This window comes from uncultured Mobiluncus sp. (genome assembly GCF_947087965.1).
Lineage (GTDB): Bacteria > Actinomycetota > Actinomycetes > Actinomycetales > Actinomycetaceae > Mobiluncus.
Genome location: NZ_CAMUES010000001.1, coordinates 234,600 through 253,614 on the forward strand (window position 1 = coordinate 234,600; position 19,015 = coordinate 253,614).

At 55.1% G+C, this 19,015-nt stretch carries 11 protein-coding genes and 1 pseudogene; 10 read left to right on the plus strand and 2 right to left on the minus strand.

Annotation, left to right across the window (positions count from 1 at the left end; genetic code table 11):
- Positions 1–149 precede the first annotated feature (149 nt).
- The 3 genes from Q0V70_RS01090 to Q0V70_RS01100 all read left to right on the plus strand — a co-directional run bounded on the left by Q0V70_RS01090 (position 150) and on the right by Q0V70_RS01100 (position 5,370).
- Positions 150–2,480 (plus strand): 6-phosphofructokinase, encoded by a 2,331-nt coding sequence (locus Q0V70_RS01090; protein WP_297587394.1) that lies wholly within the window; start codon positions 150–152, stop codon positions 2,478–2,480.
- 105 nt (positions 2,481–2,585) lie between these two features.
- Complete coding sequence (pgi, locus tag Q0V70_RS01095; RefSeq protein WP_297587397.1) at positions 2,586–4,259, plus strand: glucose-6-phosphate isomerase; 1,674 nt, start codon at positions 2,586–2,588, stop codon at positions 4,257–4,259.
- A 124-nt stretch (positions 4,260–4,383) separates the two neighbouring features.
- Positions 4,384–5,370: a malate dehydrogenase gene (locus Q0V70_RS01100; RefSeq protein WP_297587400.1), complete on the plus strand. Its 987-nt coding sequence runs from the start codon at positions 4,384–4,386 to the stop codon at positions 5,368–5,370.
- 106 nt (positions 5,371–5,476) lie between these two features.
- On the opposite strand, the gene Q0V70_RS01105 is transcribed toward Q0V70_RS01100, so the two are convergent.
- The gene (locus Q0V70_RS01105; protein WP_297587402.1) at positions 5,477–7,063 is read right to left on the minus strand and encodes an alpha-amylase family glycosyl hydrolase; all 1,587 of its coding nucleotides are present in this window, start codon (positions 7,061–7,063) and stop codon (positions 5,477–5,479) included.
- Positions 7,064–7,411: 348 nt separating this feature from the next.
- On the opposite strand from Q0V70_RS01105, the gene Q0V70_RS01110 reads away from it, so the two are divergent.
- The 4 genes and pseudogenes from Q0V70_RS01110 to Q0V70_RS01125 all read left to right on the plus strand — a co-directional run.
- Entirely contained in the window at positions 7,412–8,701 is a 1,290-nt protein-coding gene (locus Q0V70_RS01110) for an ABC transporter substrate-binding protein (RefSeq protein ID WP_282922022.1), read from the plus strand.
- Positions 8,702–8,885: 184 nt separating this feature from the next.
- Positions 8,886–9,857: a carbohydrate ABC transporter permease gene (locus Q0V70_RS01115; protein WP_282922021.1), complete on the plus strand. Its 972-nt coding sequence runs from the start codon at positions 8,886–8,888 to the stop codon at positions 9,855–9,857.
- Positions 9,854–10,765 (plus strand): carbohydrate ABC transporter permease, encoded by a 912-nt coding sequence (locus tag Q0V70_RS01120; protein WP_282922020.1) that lies wholly within the window; start codon positions 9,854–9,856, stop codon positions 10,763–10,765. Before Q0V70_RS01115 ends, Q0V70_RS01120 begins: the two co-directional genes overlap by 4 nt.
- Positions 10,766–10,907: 142 nt before the next feature.
- A pseudogene (locus Q0V70_RS01125) lies at positions 10,908–11,588 on the plus strand (type I restriction-modification system subunit M); the annotation flags it as partial.
- A gap of 89 nt (positions 11,589–11,677) precedes the next feature.
- On the opposite strand, the gene Q0V70_RS01130 reads toward Q0V70_RS01125, so the two are convergent.
- Positions 11,678–12,532 carry a DUF4062 domain-containing protein gene (locus tag Q0V70_RS01130; RefSeq protein ID WP_282922019.1) on the minus strand — a complete coding sequence of 285 codons (855 nt, stop codon included), beginning with the start codon at positions 12,530–12,532 and terminating at the stop codon, positions 11,678–11,680.
- Between the two features lie 529 nt (positions 12,533–13,061).
- Between Q0V70_RS01130 and Q0V70_RS01135 the strand changes: the two genes are divergently transcribed.
- The 3 genes from Q0V70_RS01135 to Q0V70_RS01145 all read left to right on the plus strand — a co-directional run bounded on the left by Q0V70_RS01135 (position 13,062) and on the right by Q0V70_RS01145 (position 18,883).
- Positions 13,062–15,062: a site-specific DNA-methyltransferase gene (locus Q0V70_RS01135; protein WP_282922018.1), complete on the plus strand. Its 2,001-nt coding sequence runs from the start codon at positions 13,062–13,064 to the stop codon at positions 15,060–15,062.
- A complete protein-coding gene (locus Q0V70_RS01140; RefSeq protein ID WP_282922017.1) occupies positions 15,062–17,659 on the plus strand; it encodes a DEAD/DEAH box helicase in 2,598 nt (865 codons plus the stop codon). Before Q0V70_RS01135 ends, Q0V70_RS01140 begins: the two co-directional genes overlap by 1 nt.
- A 702-nt stretch (positions 17,660–18,361) precedes the next feature.
- The gene (locus Q0V70_RS01145) at positions 18,362–18,883 is read left to right on the plus strand and encodes an isoprenylcysteine carboxylmethyltransferase family protein (protein ID WP_282922016.1); all 522 of its coding nucleotides are present in this window, start codon (positions 18,362–18,364) and stop codon (positions 18,881–18,883) included.
- Positions 18,884–19,015 lie beyond the last annotated feature (132 nt).

Below are 19,015 nucleotides of genomic sequence, written 5' to 3' on the forward strand. Positions count from 1 at the left end.
TCCTTTGCTCGTTTGTTTCGTCAATTCTTTGACAGGTTACGTTCAGCTTAGGGACGCGAAAGTTCACGTTTAACACCCAAAAGGGTGAAAAATTCGAGAGAATAAAACCGGGCCGGACGACCGGCACAGAATCGAGGGGAGAGATACCGATGGGTGAATCTGCTAAGCCGGCAAAGAATGGGAAATCTAACACGAAATCGAAGGCGACACGGCCGGAACAGGACATTCGCATTGGCATTCTCACCTCGGGCGGGGATGCCCAGGGCATGAACGCGGCGGTGCGTTCCGCAGTGCGGTCTGCCATAGTTTTAGGAGCCAAGCCGTTCGCGATACGTGAAGGCTGGTTGGGTGCGGTTCAAGGCGGGTCCTGTATTCACGAACTGACCTGGGGCGACGTGTCCAATACGATTTCCAAGGGCGGTACCATCATCGGCACCGCTCGCTGCCCGGAGTTTCGGGATTGGGAAGGACGTCTGAAAGCCTGTGAGAACCTGGTTAAAAACGGCATTGACCGGCTCATTTCCATCGGCGGCGACGGGTCGCTACGAGGAACTGAAGAACTGCGCCAGGACTGGCCGAAGCTATTGGAGCAGTTGGTGAAGGAAAAGCGCCTCAGCGCCGCCGCAGCCAAAGCCCACCCGTCCTTGTGCATTGTCGGCATCGTCGGTTCTATTGACAACGACATGGCGGGCACAGACATGACGATTGGCACCGATTCGGCCTTGAATCGCATCTTGGCGGCTCTGGATCAACTTTCGTCCACCGCCGCCTCCCACCAGCGCACCTTCGTGGTGGAAGTCATGGGACGAAACTGCGGCTATTTAGCTTTGATGAGCGCCGTGGCGGGCGGTTCCGATTATGTACTGATTCCCGAAAATCCCCCCGCACCCGGCTGGGAAGACGATATGTGTACGAAGCTCAGCGAAGGGCGCAAGCACGGGCGGCGCGATTCCATTGTGGTGGTGGCGGAAGGGGCAAAGGACCAGGACGGTCAGGCCATTACCGCCAACTATGTCGCCGAGGCTATTGAACAGCGCACGGGAGAGTCCGCTCGAGTCACCATCTTGGGACACATTCAACGCGGGGGAACGCCCTCGGTATATGACCGGTGGATGCCCACCCTGCTGGGGTATGCCGCGGTACAGGACGTGATTAGGGCAAAGCCGGGGGATTCGGCCAAAGTGATGGGGGTGCGCTACAACCGGATTGCCCGGCTGGACCTGACCCAGACCGTGGCGTCGACCTCGAATGTGCACGAGCTCATTAAGGCTGGAAAATATGACCAGGCTATCGCCTCGCGGGGGACTTCCTTCACCGATATGGTAGAGATTTTCCGGGTTTTGTCCACCCCGCCCTCGCTGCTGAAACCTTTGCCTCGCAAAGCGAAAAAAGTTGCCGTGATGCACGTGGGAGGTCTGGCTCCGGGGATGAACGTGGCGGCTCGGGCTGCGGTTCGTTTCGGACTGCAGCGTGGCCTGGAAGTCCTGGGTATCGAGGGGTCTTGGCAGGGGCTCATTGACGGCAAGGTTCGCAAACTGCTGTGGAAAGACGTGGAAGGCTGGGACTTCCGGGGTGGTGCGGAACTAGGAACCAAACGAGAGGTACCCACGATAGAACAGTTCTATGCCATCGGCCGCTCGATTGAAAACCACCATATCGATGCGCTGGTGCTGATTGGGGGCTACAACGCGTATCTGTCCGCCCAAGCTATCAGCGGGGAGCTGAAGCATTATCCGGCCCTGCAGATACCGATGGTCATTGTCCCGGCGTCTATCGACAACAACCTTCCGGGAGCCGAAATCTCAATCGGGGCTGACACCGCGCTGAATAACGCGGTGTGGTCTATGGACTTGATGAAAGAATCGGCTGCCGCCTCAAAACGTTGCTTCATCACCGAAACTATGGGGCGCCACTGCGGCTACCTGGCGCTGATGAGCGGAATCGCCGCCGGGGCAGAGCGAGTTTACCTTGAGGAAGAAACGATTAGCTTGGAGACGCTGGGCAAACATGCCACCGAAATGCGCGAGGCTTTCGCAAAAGGCCGTCGCCTCGCCCTGGTGGTTCGCAACGAACTGGCTGGGGGACACTATGACATGCGGTTCATGGCCAAAGTGTTCAAGCAGGAGTCTCAGGGATGCTTTGACGTTCGTACTGACGCGGTGGGGTATTTGCAGCAGGGTGGGGCTCCCTCCCCCTTCGACCGGCTTCTCGCGGTGCGGCTGATGTGGGAAACGATGTGCCACCTCGATGCCGCCCTGGATTCCGGGCAGTGCGCCATTGAATATATCGGTGAGGAAAACGGTCAGATGGCGTACCACGACATTTCTCAGATGGAGAAACAAGTTGATTCAGAAAAGCGCCGTCCCATCAACCAATGGTGGATGGGCTTGCGGCCTCTGATTGAAGTGATGGCCAGCTCAAATCCGCCGGTCAAGGACTTCCCCCTGCCGGTCATTGACATGAGCGGTCCGAAGTCCTAACTTACAGCTCTTGGTTTGGATGACCCACCACAAACCGTGAGAATAGCAACGTAATGAGCCGCGGGAACGATCCCGGGCAGACTATTGAACAGAAGGGATAACTCAATGGAAACGAAAGACCCGACAACCCTGGCAGCGTGGAAAGACCTCAATGCAATGGCCGCAGGCTTCCACCTGGATTTGCGCAAAGCCTTTGCGGCCGACCACGCCAGGGCAGAAAACCTCTCATTCTCGGCCGCGGATTTGCACGTGGATTTGTCAAAGAACCTGATTACCGGAGCCGTTTTTGAAAAACTATTGGAACTTTCCGCCCAAGCCGGGGTGCGCGACTTGAGCGAGGCCATGTTCAACGGCGAACACATCAACAACACGGAAAACCGGGCCGTGTTGCACACCGCGCTACGGGCTCCCGCTGGGACCCAGCTGGTGGTAGACGGCAAGGATGTTATCGCTCAGGTACACGAGGTCTTGGGGCGAATTTACGACTTCGCCGACTCGGTGCGTGACGGGTCTTGGGTTGGAGTCAGTTCCAAACGTATCCAGACCGTGGTTAATATCGGTATCGGCGGCTCTGACCTGGGTCCCTACATGGCATACGAGGCGTTGCGGCCTTTCGTAAAGCCCGGCCTGGAATGCCGTTTTGTGTCCAACATTGACCCCACTGACATTGCGGAAAAAACCCGCGACCTGGACCCGGAAACGACCCTGTTCATCATCGCTTCCAAGACTTTCACCACCCTGGAAACCATCACCAACGCGAAAGCCGCCCGCACCTGGCTGCTGCGCGGCCTGCAAGAACGCGGCGTCATCGACGACACCGAGGCGGCCGCGAAAGACGCTATCTCCAAGCACTTCGTGGCGGTGTCCACCGCCTTGGACAAGGTCGCGGACTTCGGCATCGACCCCCGCAACGCCTTCGGTTTTTGGAACTGGGTGGGCGGACGCTATTCCGTGGATTCCGCGGTGGGAACGTCTCTCGCGGTGGCCATCGGTCGGGAAGGCTTCGAAGAATTTTTGGCTGGTTTCCGCGCCATCGACGAGCATTTCCGCTCTACCCCGCCGGCGTCGAACGTGCCGTTACTGATGGGCTTACTGAACGTGTGGTACTCCAACTTCCTGCACGCCCAGACCCACGCGGTGTTGCCCTATTCCCAGTATCTGCATCGTTTCCCCGCCTATCTGCAGCAGCTCACGATGGAATCCAACGGGAAACGGGTGCGTCGAGACGGCACCCTGGTCAGCTACGACACCGGCGAAGTGTTCTGGGGAGAGCCCGGCACGAACGGCCAGCATGCCTTTTACCAGCTGATTCACCAGGGAACTCGGCTGATTCCGGTGGACTTTATCGCCTTTGCCCGTCCGACCTGGGACCTCACTGACAGCGAAACCGGGAAACGTCAGCACGAACTGTTCCTGGGTAACTTCTTTGCCCAGAGCGCGGCGCTGGCTTTTGGGAAAACTCCCGATGAGGTGCGGGCGGAAGGCACGAAGGAAGAACTGGTGGCACACCGGACTTTCCCCGGCGACCGACCCTCTACTTCCATCATGGCTCCGGCTCTCACCCCGAAAGTGCTGGGGGAGCTCATCGCCCTGTACGAGATGATTACGCTGGTAGAAGGCACAATCTGGGGTATTGATTCCTTCGACCAGTGGGGTGTGGAGTTGGGCAAGGCAATGGCCATTGATTTGGGTCCGGCCATCAGCGGAGACGCCGAGGCTTTGGCACAGACAGACGCTTCGACTCGGGGACTGCTGGAATATTATTTCGCTCACAAGTAAGCAGGTGAAATTCCGCGTTTTTTCAAGGCGTTCGGTTTACCCTCAGCGTGGCTTTTTGCGCTAAAGTAATGAATGCTGACGCTCAGAGTGGAAGCGTTTAACACGATACAAAGGAGTTAAATCAATGGCTAAAAGTCCTGTAAATGTTACCGTCACCGGTGCTGCTGGCAATATCGGATACTCGCTGGTATTCCGCATCGCCTCCGGCGAAATGCTCGGCCCGGATCAGCCGGTTCGTATCAAAATGTTGGAAATCACCCCGGCTCTGAAGGCTGCCGAGGGCACTGCCATGGAACTGAATGACTGCGCTTTCCCTCTGTTGGATGGTATCGACATTACCGACGACCCCAACGTGGCGTTCTCGGGCTGTAACTTTGGCCTGTTGGTCGGTTCGATGCCGCGTAAGCAGGGCATGGAACGTGCGGATTTGATTAGCGCCAACGGCGGTATTTTCGGTCCGCAAGGCAAGGCCATCAACGATAACGCCGCTGATGACGTGCGTATTTTGGTGGTGGGTAACCCGGCGAACACCAACGCGGTTATTGCCGCGGCCTCCGCCCCGGATGTTCCCGCCTCGCGTTTCAACGCCATGATGCGCCTGGATCACAACCGAGCCATGAGCCAGCTGGCTGAAAAGCTCAGCGTGCCGGTGTCCACCATCAAAAAGATGATTGTGTGGGGCAACCACTCTGCTGACCAGTACCCGGACATCTCTTTCTGTGAGGTGGACGGCAAGCCGGCGTGCGGCCTGGTCGATGAGGCTTGGTTGGACGATTACTTCGTTCCGACTGTGGCCAAGCGCGGTGCGGCCATCATTGAGGCTCGCGGCAAGTCCTCCGCTGCCTCAGCGGCTGCCGCGGCTATCGATCATATGCATTCCTGGGCTTGCGGCACTCCCGCGGGCGACTGGGTCACCGCCGCTATCCCCTCAACCGGCCAGTACGGTGTTCCCGAGGGTCTTTCCTACGGCTTCCCCGTGACCTCCGACGGTAAGGAATGGACCGTTGTGGAAGGCCTCGAACTCTCGGATAAGACCAAGGCAAAGATTAAGTTCAATGCCGACAAGGCAACCGAGGAAATTGACACCGTGAAGTCTCTGGGCATTATGTAAATCGTCGCCAAGATTTCTCAGTTTGGGAGCCAGATTCTGGCTCCCAAACTGGTTTAACCACAACTCAGAATACGGTGCCCCAGAAAGCCGGGGGACAAGGGGCGCGTTACAGAATCGCGAAACTTTGGGGTCCCAGCTGCAGCGTGGTTCCCGCCAATCGAGCCGAACCGATACTAAAACGCACCGGGCGCGCTTGTGCCAAATCATATTCGGCGTTAGCGTGCGCCGGATTGACCGCCACAATCAGGTCTTGCGCGGCATTTTCCCTCTTGAAAACAAATAAACGCTGGTTCGGCTCGGCGCTGAGGACCGTGAAAGCGCTGTCAGCTGCCAAAGCCGGGAGTTCCCGCTTGCATTCCAGCACGCGTGCCACCGTGTGCCACAAAGAATCTGGTTGGGCCTGTTGCGCCGCCACAGTGGGGGCGTCCGCGCTGGTATCGACCGGCAGATAGAGGTCCGCGGGGGCAGCCGTGGAAAATCCCAGGTTGTCGCCGCTATCCCACTGCATTGGGGTGCGGGCGCCGGTACGCACGTAACCGCCCTCTTTGGTGGGCAGCAACTGGTGGCGCAGGCCAATCTCATCTCCGTAATAGATAAACGGAACTCCGGGCAGGGTCAGTATCGTCGCCCACGCCAAGCCGAGTTCGCGTTCGGTCAGTCGGGGCGCTACCCGCCAAGTATCGTGATTACAGGTGATGAGGCTGAAAAAGGCTCCGGCTTTCTCGGCGGCGCGCAGCTGCGGGTCGTATTGCTCCAGGAATCCACAGATGTCGGTGGGGGCGTCCGCGTTGAAGTAGCTCAGGTCGTTTTCCCGCACATACGGGGTGTTCGTGTTGCGTAGCAGGATGTTGTAGCCGTTCGGGTGATTGTCCCATCGCCAATCCAGGTAAAAGTCCATGTCAAACCCGGCCTGGACCGCTTCGTTGGGCACCCCCCATTCGGCGACAAACGCGGCTTCAGGGAACTCGGGGCGAATCTGGTCAAACATATAGTGCCAGGTCTTGATGGTGTACGGTTTGCCCTCGTCATCGTGTTTCACCAGGGAGTTTGCCATGTCTACCCGGAATCCATCGGCGCCGGCAGAGAGCCAGAAACGCATGACGTCCACCATTGCGTCACAGGTCTTCCGGGCCGAGGGACCTAAAGCCGGGTCTTGCCAGGGATATTTTGGGTGAGCCCAACCGTAGTTCAACGCCGGTTGGCATTTGAAAAAGTTGAGGATATAGGTTCCATCGCGTTCCGTTTCCCCGCCAATAAAGGGATAGCCGTCGCCCCCGGCAATCCAGGAGTCGGTCCACACGTAGCGGTCCGAAAACTCGTTGGGTTCGGGGCGGGCGCCGGATTTGAACCAGGCGTGTTCTTCAGAAGTGTGGCCGGGTACCAGATCCAACAGCACGCGAATCCCGCGGGCATGTGCCTGGTCGAAAAGCCTCACCAGGTCCTCGTTGGTGCCGTAGCGGGGAGCAACCAGCTTGTAGTCGCGCACATCGTATCCGGCGTCCTTGAAAGGCGAATCAAACAGGGGATTGAGCCACAGCGCGTCGACCCCCAACTCTTTGAGATAGTCCAGCCGGGAAATAATGCCCGGAATATCCCCGATGCCGTCCCCATTGGAATCCTGAAAACTCTGGGGATAAATTTCATAGAAAACCGCGTTATCCAGCCACTTTGGACGGGGGTATGGGGTGTTCACAGGGATCCTTTCCGGGCTTCACTATCGAGAGGTCGCAAGGACCTCAAAATATATTACAGAAGGCTCACGGCATTGTGTGCGTTTCCATATGTCAAAGCGGTGGGTGGCGCACCCTGTTGCTTTAGGACGGTGCGGACTGCTGACGCGACACAGCCTGCGGGAAACCATAGGATTGACAAAATATTTACAAAATACCCTAGTCGTGTTGGGTCCTGAAGGTGAAAACGTAATGTTGCGGCCATTTTCCATCGAGACCTGACGGAATATATGAGAGAATGTTACTTGTCCCTGACGGGTGAAGATGCCCTCTGGGGATAACGACAATGAAGTTAACTGATTGGAGTTTCAATGCGAAAGCTCATTGCGGCTGCGGGCGCTCTGGCCCTCGGTCTAACTATGACAGCCTGCTCTTCGGCTTCTGACGCTGGTAAAGACGGTGGCGACGCCGCTGGCAGTGCCTCTCAAGTGGGTGTCGTGACCTGGTGGGAGCAAGGCTCAGAGAAACAAGGTTTCGATGCCTTAAAGGAAGTCTTTGCGGAACAGCACCCGGATGTGGAACTGATTAAGCAGTCCGAATCCGGTGGTGGCGGCACCAACGCAAAGCAGAAGCTGGCTGCTGACCTGGCGGCAAAGAACCCGCCAGACACCTATCAGGCTCACGCTGGCGCCGAGCTTTCCTCGGATATTGCCGCGGGATACCTGGAGGACGTTTCTGGCTTGTACGACGAGTTCAAGCTACGTGACGCCTTCCCAGCTGACCTGGTAGACCTCCTGACTGTGGATGGCAAGATCTACTCCGTCCCCTCTAACATTCACCGCGCAAACGTAGTGTGGGCCAATGTTGAGGTCATGCAAAAGGCCGGCTTGGATCCCAAGGCTCCGCCGACAGATATCAAGGGCTGGATTGCTGATATGGAGAAGCTCAAGGCTGCCGGTGTGCAGTACCCGATTACGGTCGGCGCCACTTGGACTCAGCTGCAATTGCTGGAAACCGTCCTGATTTCGGACTTGGGTACCGATGCTTACAACGGCTTGATGAATGGCAAGACTGATTGGAGTGGCCCGGAAGTCAAGGCTGCTTTGGATGATTACGCCAAGATTCTGACCTACGCCGATCCGTCCCTGCTCTCAGAGGACTGGGAACCTGCCATGAAACCGGTCATCGAAGGCAAGTCTGCCTACAACGTGATGGGCGACTGGGCTCCTCCGGCTTGGGAGAACGCCAAGATGGCATGGGATAAGGACTACGTGACCTTCCCGGTTCCGGGCAGCAACGGCGTGTTCGACTTCCTGGCTGACTCCTTCACCCTGCCGGTGGGCGCGAAGCACCCCGATGGCACGAAGGCTTGGTTGAATACCATTTCCTCCAAGGAAGGCCAGATTGCTTTCAACTCGGTCAAGGGCTCTATCCCGGCTCGTTCCGACCTGACCGCCGATGAACTGTCTAAGTTCTCGGATTACCAGCGTTCCGCAATGGAATCCTTCGGCAAGGACACCATCGTTTCTTCTATCGCTCACGGTGCGGCTCTGCCCCTGGCGGCCACCGAAAAGATGAAGAGCGCTCTGGGCAAGTTCAACTCCAGCAAGGACGTTGCCGCTCTCCAAAGTGAGCTGGCTGCAGCAGCTGCTATGAAGTAGCCCTCAAACAGGCAAGTCTTTACGCCGGCGGGTTTTTCAAAATCGTAAAAACCCGCCGGCGTAAGGCTGAACTGGGGCGCATCAACCGACCTTGTGCAGTCGGCAGAGGTGAGCGGAGAACCTGGTGCACACCGATGCGAACCCCAAAATCTCAACCACATCGACCATAATTTAGGGGACAAAAATGTCAGGCAACGCCGCCGTCAAGGCACCTGAAAAGGCTAGGGCACCGATGAAGCGCAAACGAGCACGCAGTTCAAACGGCATTAAGCAGTGGGGACCCGGGCTGTTACTGGTGTCGCCATCTATCATCCTCGTGGCTGTTTTTGTTTACGGCTTGTTGGGGTCTAACTTGGTAACGTCCCTGCAGGACAACCACTCCGCGCCGCAAGTTTCGGGGGTGCAACCGGTTAACTTTGTGGGGTTTGCAAACTTCGCGGCGTTATTTGCGGACAAGGATTTCCAGCATTCCTTAATTAACCTGCTGATGTTCACGGTAATGTTCCTGGTGGGTACGCTGTTCTTTGGGTTCGTCTGGGCGTGGCTGTTGGATAAACCCATTAAAGGCGAAGGGATCTTCCGTTCCGTTTTCCTGTTCCCGATGGCGGTATCGTTCATCGCCTCCGGCGTGGTGTGGCGCTGGATGCTGAACTCCGCTCAAGATGAGAACGCCTCCGGTTTGAACCGTTTACTCCAGATGGTCGGCCTGGGCGGGCTGCAAAACGACTGGATTGCCAACCCCACCTTCGGGGTGCTGGCGGTGGGGATTCCCGCCGTGTGGCAGCTCTCGGGCTACGTGATGGCCCTGTTCCTGGCAGGATTCCGCGGGGTGCCTGACGACTTGCGGGAAGCCGGACGCGTGGACGGCGCGAACGAATGGCAGCTGTACCGCTACATCATCTTTCCGCAGCTCGCGCCCGTAGCGCTCAGCGCGGTCATCATCATCGGGCATATGTCGCTGAAGTCTTTCGACTTGATTATGGCTGTGGCGGACCAGACGTTCTACCAGACCAAGGTTCCGGCCATCGATATGTATAACTTCATGACGGTTTCGGATTACTCGAACGCGGCCGCGGTTGGCACGGTTCTGTTGGTGATTGTGGCGCTGCTGGTGGTGCCCTACTTGATTCACGATGCGAAGGAGGCCAACCGATGAGTTCCGCCGCTACAATCGACGCGGGTGCTGCCGCGATTACGACAAAAAAGGTCAACTCCAATGGTTCGGTAGGGAAGAAGCGTGGCGGGGTCAGCGTCGGCAAGATTATTCGCTACGTGCTCCTGATTTTCTTCCTCGCTATGGTCCTCATGCCGGTTTACGTGCTGTTGATTACGTCTTTCAAAGGGGCGGGGGAGGCCGACCCGTCCCGGACTTGGTATCTGCCTGCTGAATGGAACACCGACAACTGGGCTCGGGCCTGGGAACAGCTGCAGGGTGGGCTGCTGCGCTCGCTGATGTTGGTCATTCCGTCCTCGATTATCTCGGCTATGCTCGGTTCCGCTAACGGTTTCGTCCTGTCCCGCTGGCGGTTCCCCGGAGCGAACGTGGTGTTCACCCTGATTTTGTTTGGCATGTTCATTCCTTACCAGGCTGTCATGATTCCTATGATGCGCATGGTGGTGGCGTCCCAGATTGGTTTCGGGATTCACACCCTGATTTTGATGCACATCATCTATGGCATCCCGATTACGACCCTGATTTTCCGTAACTATTACGAGAGCGTGCCGCGAGATCTCATCGAGGCTGCGCGTATCGATGGGGCGGGAATGTTGCGCACGTACTTTAATGTGGTGTTGCCGATTTCCATTCCGTCTTTCGTGGTGGTGCTGATTTGGCAGTTTACTTCCGCGTGGAACGACTTCCTGTTTGCCCTGTTCTTTGGCGGCGGTTCCCAGCGCGGTCCGGTGACCCTGTCCCTGAACGAACTGGCACACGGCTCAATCATGGCTGACTACGGCGGTTCCATGGCGGGCGCCTTGATTGCCTCCGTCCCGACGCTCCTGGTCTACATCGCGTTGGGCAAGTACTTCGTCGGCGGCATGATGGCCGGCTCCGTGAAGGGGTAATCCAGGCCGTTTGCAGTGGTCGCGGCGCTAAGTCGGAGGAGCGAAATTTTCGTGTGACGAGCCTAGATTTGCTTCAAAAGCGCATCATTAGGCTGCGGTTGTTAGGTAGATTTGGGTATCCTCAAATAAACAGGAGGAATTTGTGTCACCAACAGACGAGCGCGCCAATTTACACCGTACAATTTGGCGGGTCGCCAACGACCTGCGCGGCAGCGTGGACGGATGGGATTTCAAAGCCTACGTGCTGGGAATGCTGTTCTATCGTTTCATTTCCGAGCACATCGTTGCTTTTGTGAAGCAAGTTCAAGCTGAGGCTGGCAGCCCGGACTTTGACTACTCCCTGCTGCCAGACGACGAGGCTGAGGTTCAGAGCAAATACCTGGTAAACACCCTCGGGTTCTTTATCCGCCCCTCAGATTTGTTTTCTAACGTGCGCGAACACGCCCCGCACGACCAGAATCTCAATGAAACGCTGGCGCGGGTGTTTCAAAACATCGAAGCTTCGGCGGTGGGCACCAGCTCCGAGGACGACATGAAGGGTCTGTTTGCTGATATCGACACGAACAGCGCCAAGCTCGGCAACACGATTGCCCAGCGTAACGAGAAACTCACGAAGCTGCTCGACGCCATCGGCGACTTGGAACTGGGCGGCTATCGGGACACGAACATCGACACCTTCGGCGATGCCTACGAGTATCTGATGACCATGTATGCCTCTTCGGCGGGAAAATCCGGCGGTGAGTTCTTTACCCCCCAGTGTGTCGCCGAGCTGATCGCCCGCATCACGGTGTTGGGCAAGAATCGCGTAAACCGGGTTTACGAAACTTCCCGAGCGGAATGGATACAAATTGGCACAACCTACGCGCTCGCAGCGTAGGGGGTAGTTTTCGGGTTACGGGGGATCCGAGAATTCTATTGGACGTCGAAAGTCTCTTCTTTCTGTTCGCCATCCTCATCCCACGAAACGACCAGGCGGGGCTGGTTCATGCCCAACGTATAAATAACGTTGATTTTCCACGTTGTGCCTGGTTGGAGAGTAATTGGATTCTCAGGCGCAATCAGGACAACGCCTTGAGTGTCTTCGGACATCGAGAATTTCATATTGGTTGCCTTAACATCACCGACATTTGTAACTTCGTACCAATGTTTGGTGCTGTATTGCATTTTTCCCTTATTATCGAGTCCCTTTGCTTCGCGTTCTTCACGAGACTGCACTTTGAGAACCACGCCCAAATCTTGGGCCGACTCTTTCACGGGTTCGGCTTCGAGAGAATCTACGTCATACCCAACTGCTTTCCATATTTCATGGCCGAGCTGTTCGGGCGTCGCAAATTCCCCGTAGAGGCCACGCTGTTGAATTTCACTCCTAAACTCGCGCAGTCCATCAATTTGGCGGGTATCAACGTCATTCGGCAATGGAGCCGTTGAGAAGTAAAGATGAACTGGTTTCTCGCTTGATGCTGCACGTTCAATTTCTTCAACGGTACCGGAAACGGCATCTGGAGTTGGCGCGCCCAGCCTGCTACCGAAGATCCCGATGAGAATATCGGCTGAATCTATACCTTGCTTGTTGATGAGTTCTTGCGGATGGCCGCCGAGCATCGGAACGGATGAAGTCTCCCAACGCCACGGAAGTAGGACGACCCTCTTGGTAGCGGAATTCGCGGCATTCCAATCATGCAGCGCTTTCTCAACGGCATTGCGGGCATCTTGAACATCAGAGGGTGAAGCAATAGCAACTCTCAAGACAGTAGCTGTGAAACTCATACTTCTAGGATACGAAACTGCTCCGACATTTTTCAGCGCGTGTTTTGGTGTCGCTAGATCTGCACAGTTTTGCGAGTGCCGTCTCTGAACACATAGGTGATTGTGTCGTCAGTCTCTACTTCAGCGTGGTCTAGGAGCGTGTGCCAGCGAAATGGGCTGTATTCGATTTCGGTTTCTTTCCCTAGCTGGGTTAGTTGTTTCTTGTAGTGTTCGTAGGCGCGGCGGCGGGTTTGCCGGTCGTTGATTTGGTCAGCGATTTCTTTATGCTCGGCAAGTAGCCGTGTGTGCTGCTCAGCTATGGCATTGAACCGAGTTTGGTATTCATCTTGGTCGAGTGGTTGGCGTGAGTTGAGGGCGATGAGGTCGTCAATCGCTGTCGCTGCGGCATCGACTCCGGCTGAGGAAGTTAACTTAGTCTAGGGGTTAACATCCAATCCGGCACGTTTCGGAAATATGCCTTGCTCGTGGCGGTAAAATTACTGGTATCTGTGACGTGACTCCAGCATCGCCGAAAGGAGAGGTCAACTAGATGTCGCAACAACGCCTGCAACTGACTTGGTACAACAAGGACAAGGCTCTGATTCCTACCGAAACCGGCAAATATGGTTATACCTGGGTTGATCCCGCTGATCCGCGTTACTGCGAAACCCACACCCTGATTTACGACGAATATGTTCAGGGTAAGCAAACTCCCAAGAGTGAGGACTTTGAGTATTCTGAGCGTGCCGACCTGGAACCACAAGACGATAACCTGCTGATTTTGGGGGAGAGCGGGGACGTTTTGGAGGCGCTTACCCGGGTGCCAGAGCTGGCTGAAAAATATGTGGGCAAAGTGAAGCTAATCTATATTGATCCGCCATTTAACACCGCGCAGACTTTCGCTAATTACGAGGACAACCTGGAACACTCCGTGTGGCTGACTATGATGCGCGACCGCTTGCTGCACATGAAGAAACTGCTATCCGACGATGGCTCGATCTGGGTGCATCTTGACTACGCCGAGAACCACCGCATGCGGCTTCTGCTGGATGAGGTTTTCGGTGGGACTAATTTCATTGCCGAGTTCGTGTGGCAGAAAGCGGACTCGCCACGCGGTGACGCTCAACGTGTTTCGGTGGATCAAGATGTGATTCTTTGCTACGCATCCAGCGACGCGACTCAATTCCACAGGATGCCGAGGACAGCAGCTGACAATGCCCGCTTCAGTAATCCTGACGGCGATTCTCGGGGAATTTGGTGGTCGGCTGACCTTACGGCACCCGGAAACCTGAGTGGCAAGAAACAGCATCCAAGTGTATTTGGCATTCAGCATCCAATTTCTGGCGAAATTCACTTTCCTGCCATTGGCCGGCACTGGACTTTCGAAGCTTCACGAATTATTCGTTCGCTTTCAGAATTCGGTTACTATATCTTCGCTGATCCAGACCTAGAGAATCGGCTTGAGCGCAGCAATCTCACGAAAAGCCAGCTCCGGCAGAATGTCCCAGACATGCTCATCGACCCGAAACGCCTAGAAGAGTCACGAAACACGGCAGAGAAGCGCATCCAGGAGGGTGCATGGCCGGAGTTTTTCGTAAAGGAGCGAGGTTTCGGGCGAAAGGCATACCCACCGCCCTCTGGCCAGCCTGCCCGGTCTTGGTGGCCTAATGACCAAGTCGGTCACAATCGTGAAGCGAAATCTGAGATGAAAGCCCTTTTTCCGGGGCAGGCAGCGTTCTCGACCCCTAAACCAGAAAGGCTTATTGAGCGCATTATTCATATTGCTTCGAATCCTGGTGACATTGTTCTTGATGTGTTTGCGGGTTCTGGGACGACTGCTGCGGTGGCGCAGAAGATGGGGCGGCGTTGGGTGACGTGTGAGCTGGTAGAGGATACTTTTAAGCAGTTTACTCGTCCGCGTTTAGAGAAAGTCGTCAACGATACTGATCCTGGTGGTGTTACCAGAACTAAGGGTAATCGGGTGCCTGCTGATGGGGTGGAACTACCGGAGGGGGTGAGTCCCGATGATGCCGCGAAGTTTACGAGTGTCCTCAACAAACTGATAGCCGATGATCCAGCGGCAAAAACGGACCCCCGCATAAAAGCGTTGAAGGAGGCAGCAAAAACCCAGCGCACCAAGGAGGTCATAAATTGGCGCGGCGGGGGAGGTTTTCAGGTGGCGCATTTGTCGCCGGCTTGTTTTGACTATGACCCGCAGTTAGGGCGAGTGATATTGACCCCGGCGGCAACCGGGCAAGTACTTATCGAATCGGTGGCTGCCAATCTGGGATTCACCCTTTTGCATCCAGATGATGACTATATTTTTGATGCCCAACGTGGAAATGCCCTGTTGCGGGTGGTTGAGGGCGTGGCCACGGTTGAGGTTGTTGATTGGCTCGTCTCCCAGCTACAGCCGGGTGAAACGATTGTGCTGGCTGCAACCAGCGTGATGGATGGGGTGCGTCAGCATCTACGGAAAGCGGTGAAGGGTTCGCGGGTGGTTGCGTTGCCTGATGATGTTTTTCCTTATAGTGAAGGTGGTGAGCGTTAATGGCTAACCGGCTTAATCTCAGTTTTGATTCAGACATGCTGGAGGCGATTAGCTCCGAGTTTGATTTGCGGACTCCTAATAAGGAGGCGCTGCGCAAGTTGGTTTTTACCCTCGATGGGGATTATGACCCGGCAGTGATGCAGGTGATGAATCTGGCGACCGGGGTCGGAAAAACCTATCTGATGGCGGCATTCGTTGAGTATTTGCGCCGCCAGGGTGTCGGCAATGTCATGATTGTTACCCCTGGAAAAACAGTTCAAGCTAAGACCGTGCAAAACTTTACAAACGGGTCACCGCGTTATATCGCCGGTTCTGCTGTACCACCGCAGGTGGTTACGCCTCAGGATTATTCGGCGTGGGTGGCGCGCCAGAATGGTCCGGCGCAACTAGCGTATGGTAGCGAGGTGTCTTTGCTGGCGTTCATTTTCAATATTCAGCAGTTGATTGCTCCTAAATCTGAGGACGGAGATACTCGCGATGGCACCCAGGATGCGATGCGTCGTAAGCCGCGGCGTTTTGACGAGAATGCAGGGGTACTGTTCGATTACCTCAAGAACCTTGAGGACCTGGTGGTGATTGCTGATGAGTCGCATCTATATGGTGCGAGCGCGGTGGCGTTTAACGCAGCACTTAAAGAGCTGGATCCGGCGGCGGCTATTGGTTTGACTGCCTCGGTGGATAAGAAAACAGATCACGTTATTTTCGAGTATCCGTTGTACCGCGCAATCCAGGATAAGTATGTGAAGGCTCCGGTGTTGGCATTCCGTAAGAATGGCTACGGTGAGGATGAAGCATCAGAGGAGCAGCAGCTGAGGGATGCTTTACAGCTTCGCGATATTAAGCAGGCCTACTACGACACGTATGCGAGCAGTCAAAATCGTCAGCGTGTAAATGCCGTGGCGTTCGTGGTGTGTGCTGACGTGGAACATGCTACCCAGGTTGCTAATCTACTGCGTACCCCGGAATACTTGGGCAAAGCCGAAGCGGTGTTACAGGTGGATTCTAAGCATGAGGACGAAGCAACTCAGCGCCTGCTCGATGAGTTGGATCGTCCTTATTCACCGGTGTTAGCGGTGGTTAGTGTCAATAAGCTTAAAGAGGGTTGGGATGTTAAGAATATTGCCGTGGTGGTAACGCTGCGGGCGATGGCTTCGGAGGTTTTAACCCAGCAGACTATGGGGCGCGGGCTGCGTTTGCCGTTCGGGAAGTATACGGGGGTGGGGCAGATTGACCAGTTGGATATTATCGCCCACCAGTCTTTTAGCGAGTTGCTGGCTGCCGAGAATGTGTTGCAGCAGTTTGGTTTGGAAGAAGCGGTAGCCAGCCAAGATAACACTAAAGTGCGCGAGGCTATCGAAACAGCCGGTAGCGAAATCTCTGCTAATCCTGCCGACGCTAGTGCTGATAGCTCTAACCAGTCTGCTGGAGGAGTGGAAACTGGTGCTAGGCAATTCCACTTTGGGGATGCTACAGGTGTATTTCCCGGTGAAATGGGTACTGTGTCGGTGAGTGAACCGGGGAATCTGGGGCAGGGACTTCCAGGGCTGGGAGTTCGTACTATTGGTGAATCTGGGGTAGATGCCGCCCCGGAGTGGGAGCCAGTTGCGATTGAGCGTAACCCTGAGTTTACTGAGGTTAGTTACCAGTTCCCGGTGACAACGATTGACGTTCACCAGCCACCTATCGAGCTATCAGAGATTAGTGATACCGATGTTGAGCAGGCGGCTCGCCGCGTCACCTCTACCGGCGAAGTATTGCTGCGTAAAGAAATCATTGCTGCGTTAGGAAAGAAACTGCGTGCAGAGGATCGTGAAAGTGCCGAGGTTGACTCGATTCGCATCGATGATGAAGACGCGCGAGATGCCCTTACCAAACTCGTGATGAATATGCCGCTTGTTCCCAAGACCAAGCAGAGCGTTCGTTACGTATATAAGTTGCTGGTTCCAACGTTTATGAAAAGCGTGACTTTCAGGGGCTGGACGGTGAAATCGCTTGCCTCTGCACGCGATGAGTTATCCAAGCTGGTGCAAAAATATATAACGGAAACACTGCGCGCCACCCGCGAAGTTTCCACTGTTCACCCTAAAACCCTGCCCGGCTCGGGATATACGTTGCCGCTGGGAGAAAAAGTTCATGACCAAATTGACAGCCGTGAGCAGTTCGTGCGGGGACGGGTTTATGGGGGCTGGTTCAAGTCTCTTTTCGCTGAGGAGTCCTTCGACTCCTACACTGGCGAATACGTACTAGCCAGACTGCTTAATATTTCGTCAGGGATCAAGTGGTGGCATCGTTTACACCCGCAAGATGGGGCTTTTGTGTACTACAACTCTAAAGATCGTTATTTCCCAGACTTTGTTGCGCGCGACAGTGATGGCGTCTACTGGATTATCGAAGGAAAATCAGAGCGTGGCCGCGATGATGAGCAGGTGCAAGCCAAACGTAAAGCCGCAGAATCATTAGTGCGGCGTTTGATTGCCGAGGACGCCTACGCGGATCAAAAGTGGGGATACTTAATCGCCTACGAAAATGACACTGCCCGCGCAGATTCCTGGGAAGACCTCAAGGCTTTCAGTCAGCCGGTCAGTAACGCTTTGTAGCTGCATAATAATCTGCATATAGCCCGGAGTCCGCCGCAGAGGGAGGTCGGGTGGGCAACGCTGAACTGGGAGTACGGGTAAAACAACCACCGCCTACACCAATGTCTGAGCTACGCAACACCAGACGAAACCATTACCCAAGAAATCAACACCTAGTCTGCTTGCCGACAGCCGTAAAAGAAGCAGAAGAAAACCTGGACCACCTCAGTTGCCCTGATTCGTGTGGGAAGGTAAACGCATCCCGCTGCCTGGTTCGCTCTAGGCTCCGAGGTTGCCGCACGCAACGACGTGCACCCCGTCGTCGCGCGTGTAGCTAAGTTTCCCCGCGGTGACGACAAGCAATACCGGCGGGTTATCTGCGCCGGGGACGTACCGTTCGTTGAATTTCTTTAAATGGGTGGGGGTACTTTTCTGTCACGTTTTTCCTGGTCATGAGCGCGAGTCGTCAATTTATCGTAGTTTCAGTCGTCAATTTATTTGATTTCTAGTCGTCAATTTAGTGAGTTTCGATTATTACACTGTCTTCGTACCCGTTTCACCAGGCCTTTCTGTCAAAACGCAGTGCTAAAACTAGCGAAACGCAGGAAAGGCTTTCTGGCATCGTAGCGGAAATTAGGTGGGCAAAGAGTCCTATGTCCCGGTGCGGCTTGCCCTCGCTGTTGCGAATTCATTTGCCGGGTTGAGGTATGCAAAAATGTATTTGTGAGCAAGACATCCCCTTCCCATTTGCCCGTGCTTGGGGTAGGGCCTTTTTACGTTTCTGGAATTTTCGCCGTCACGATTTTCGCAACCATTTTCAAATATTTAGGATGGCTGAGAATCGGAATTATCGATAACTTATGGATCCGAAAACTTTTGATTCTGATTGGTATTGTTTTGATGGTGGAGGCTATAACGGTGTGGTGCTTAGCCGTGTTTGGCTCGCACATGGTAGAAAGCGTCAAAACCGGTCAATTGATGACCACTGGAATCTACGCTTGGGTGCGTCATCCTGTCTACACAGCTTTCTTCCTGCTCAACACCGGTTTTCTGATTTTGCAAGCAAACTGGTGGTTGATGGTCCTACCGTTTGGTTATTGGCTGGCGTTAAGTATTTTGCTGGAATACACCGAAGAACGCTGGTTGCAGGAGAAGTTCGGTGCTCAGTACGCCAGATACGCAGCTCGCGTAAATCGTGTATTCCCCTGGCCGCCGCGCGGCTCCAAAGGCTTGCGGCTGTCATAAAGCGAACTGCCCTTTGTGAATGCCATCTCCAAGCGCCCGCAGACTAGACGCAATTAGTTGCTTGCCAATTTGGCAACCAACCTGCTATAGTTGCCATATCGGCAACTAACTTTGTGACGGGTGTAGTTCCGG

Bases quoted from the DNA above. Each gene is read 5' to 3' on its own strand.
- Q0V70_RS01140 (WP_282922017.1), top strand. From the start codon at position 15,062: ATGGCTAACCGGCTTAATCTCAGTTTTGATTCAGACATGCTGGAGGCG.
- pgi (WP_297587397.1), top strand. From the start codon at position 2,586: ATGGAAACGAAAGACCCGACAACCCTGGCAGCGTGGAAAGACCTCAAT.
- Q0V70_RS01100 (WP_297587400.1), top strand. From the start codon at position 4,384: ATGGCTAAAAGTCCTGTAAATGTTACCGTCACCGGTGCTGCTGGCAAT.
- Q0V70_RS01130 (WP_282922019.1), bottom strand. From the start codon at position 12,532: ATGAGTTTCACAGCTACTGTCTTGAGAGTTGCTATTGCTTCACCCTCT.
- Q0V70_RS01135 (WP_282922018.1), top strand. From the start codon at position 13,062: ATGTCGCAACAACGCCTGCAACTGACTTGGTACAACAAGGACAAGGCT.
- Q0V70_RS01115 (WP_282922021.1), top strand. From the start codon at position 8,886: ATGTCAGGCAACGCCGCCGTCAAGGCACCTGAAAAGGCTAGGGCACCG.
- Q0V70_RS01120 (WP_282922020.1), top strand. From the start codon at position 9,854: ATGAGTTCCGCCGCTACAATCGACGCGGGTGCTGCCGCGATTACGACA.
- Q0V70_RS01110 (WP_282922022.1), top strand. From the start codon at position 7,412: ATGCGAAAGCTCATTGCGGCTGCGGGCGCTCTGGCCCTCGGTCTAACT.
- Q0V70_RS01090 (WP_297587394.1), top strand. From the start codon at position 150: ATGGGTGAATCTGCTAAGCCGGCAAAGAATGGGAAATCTAACACGAAA.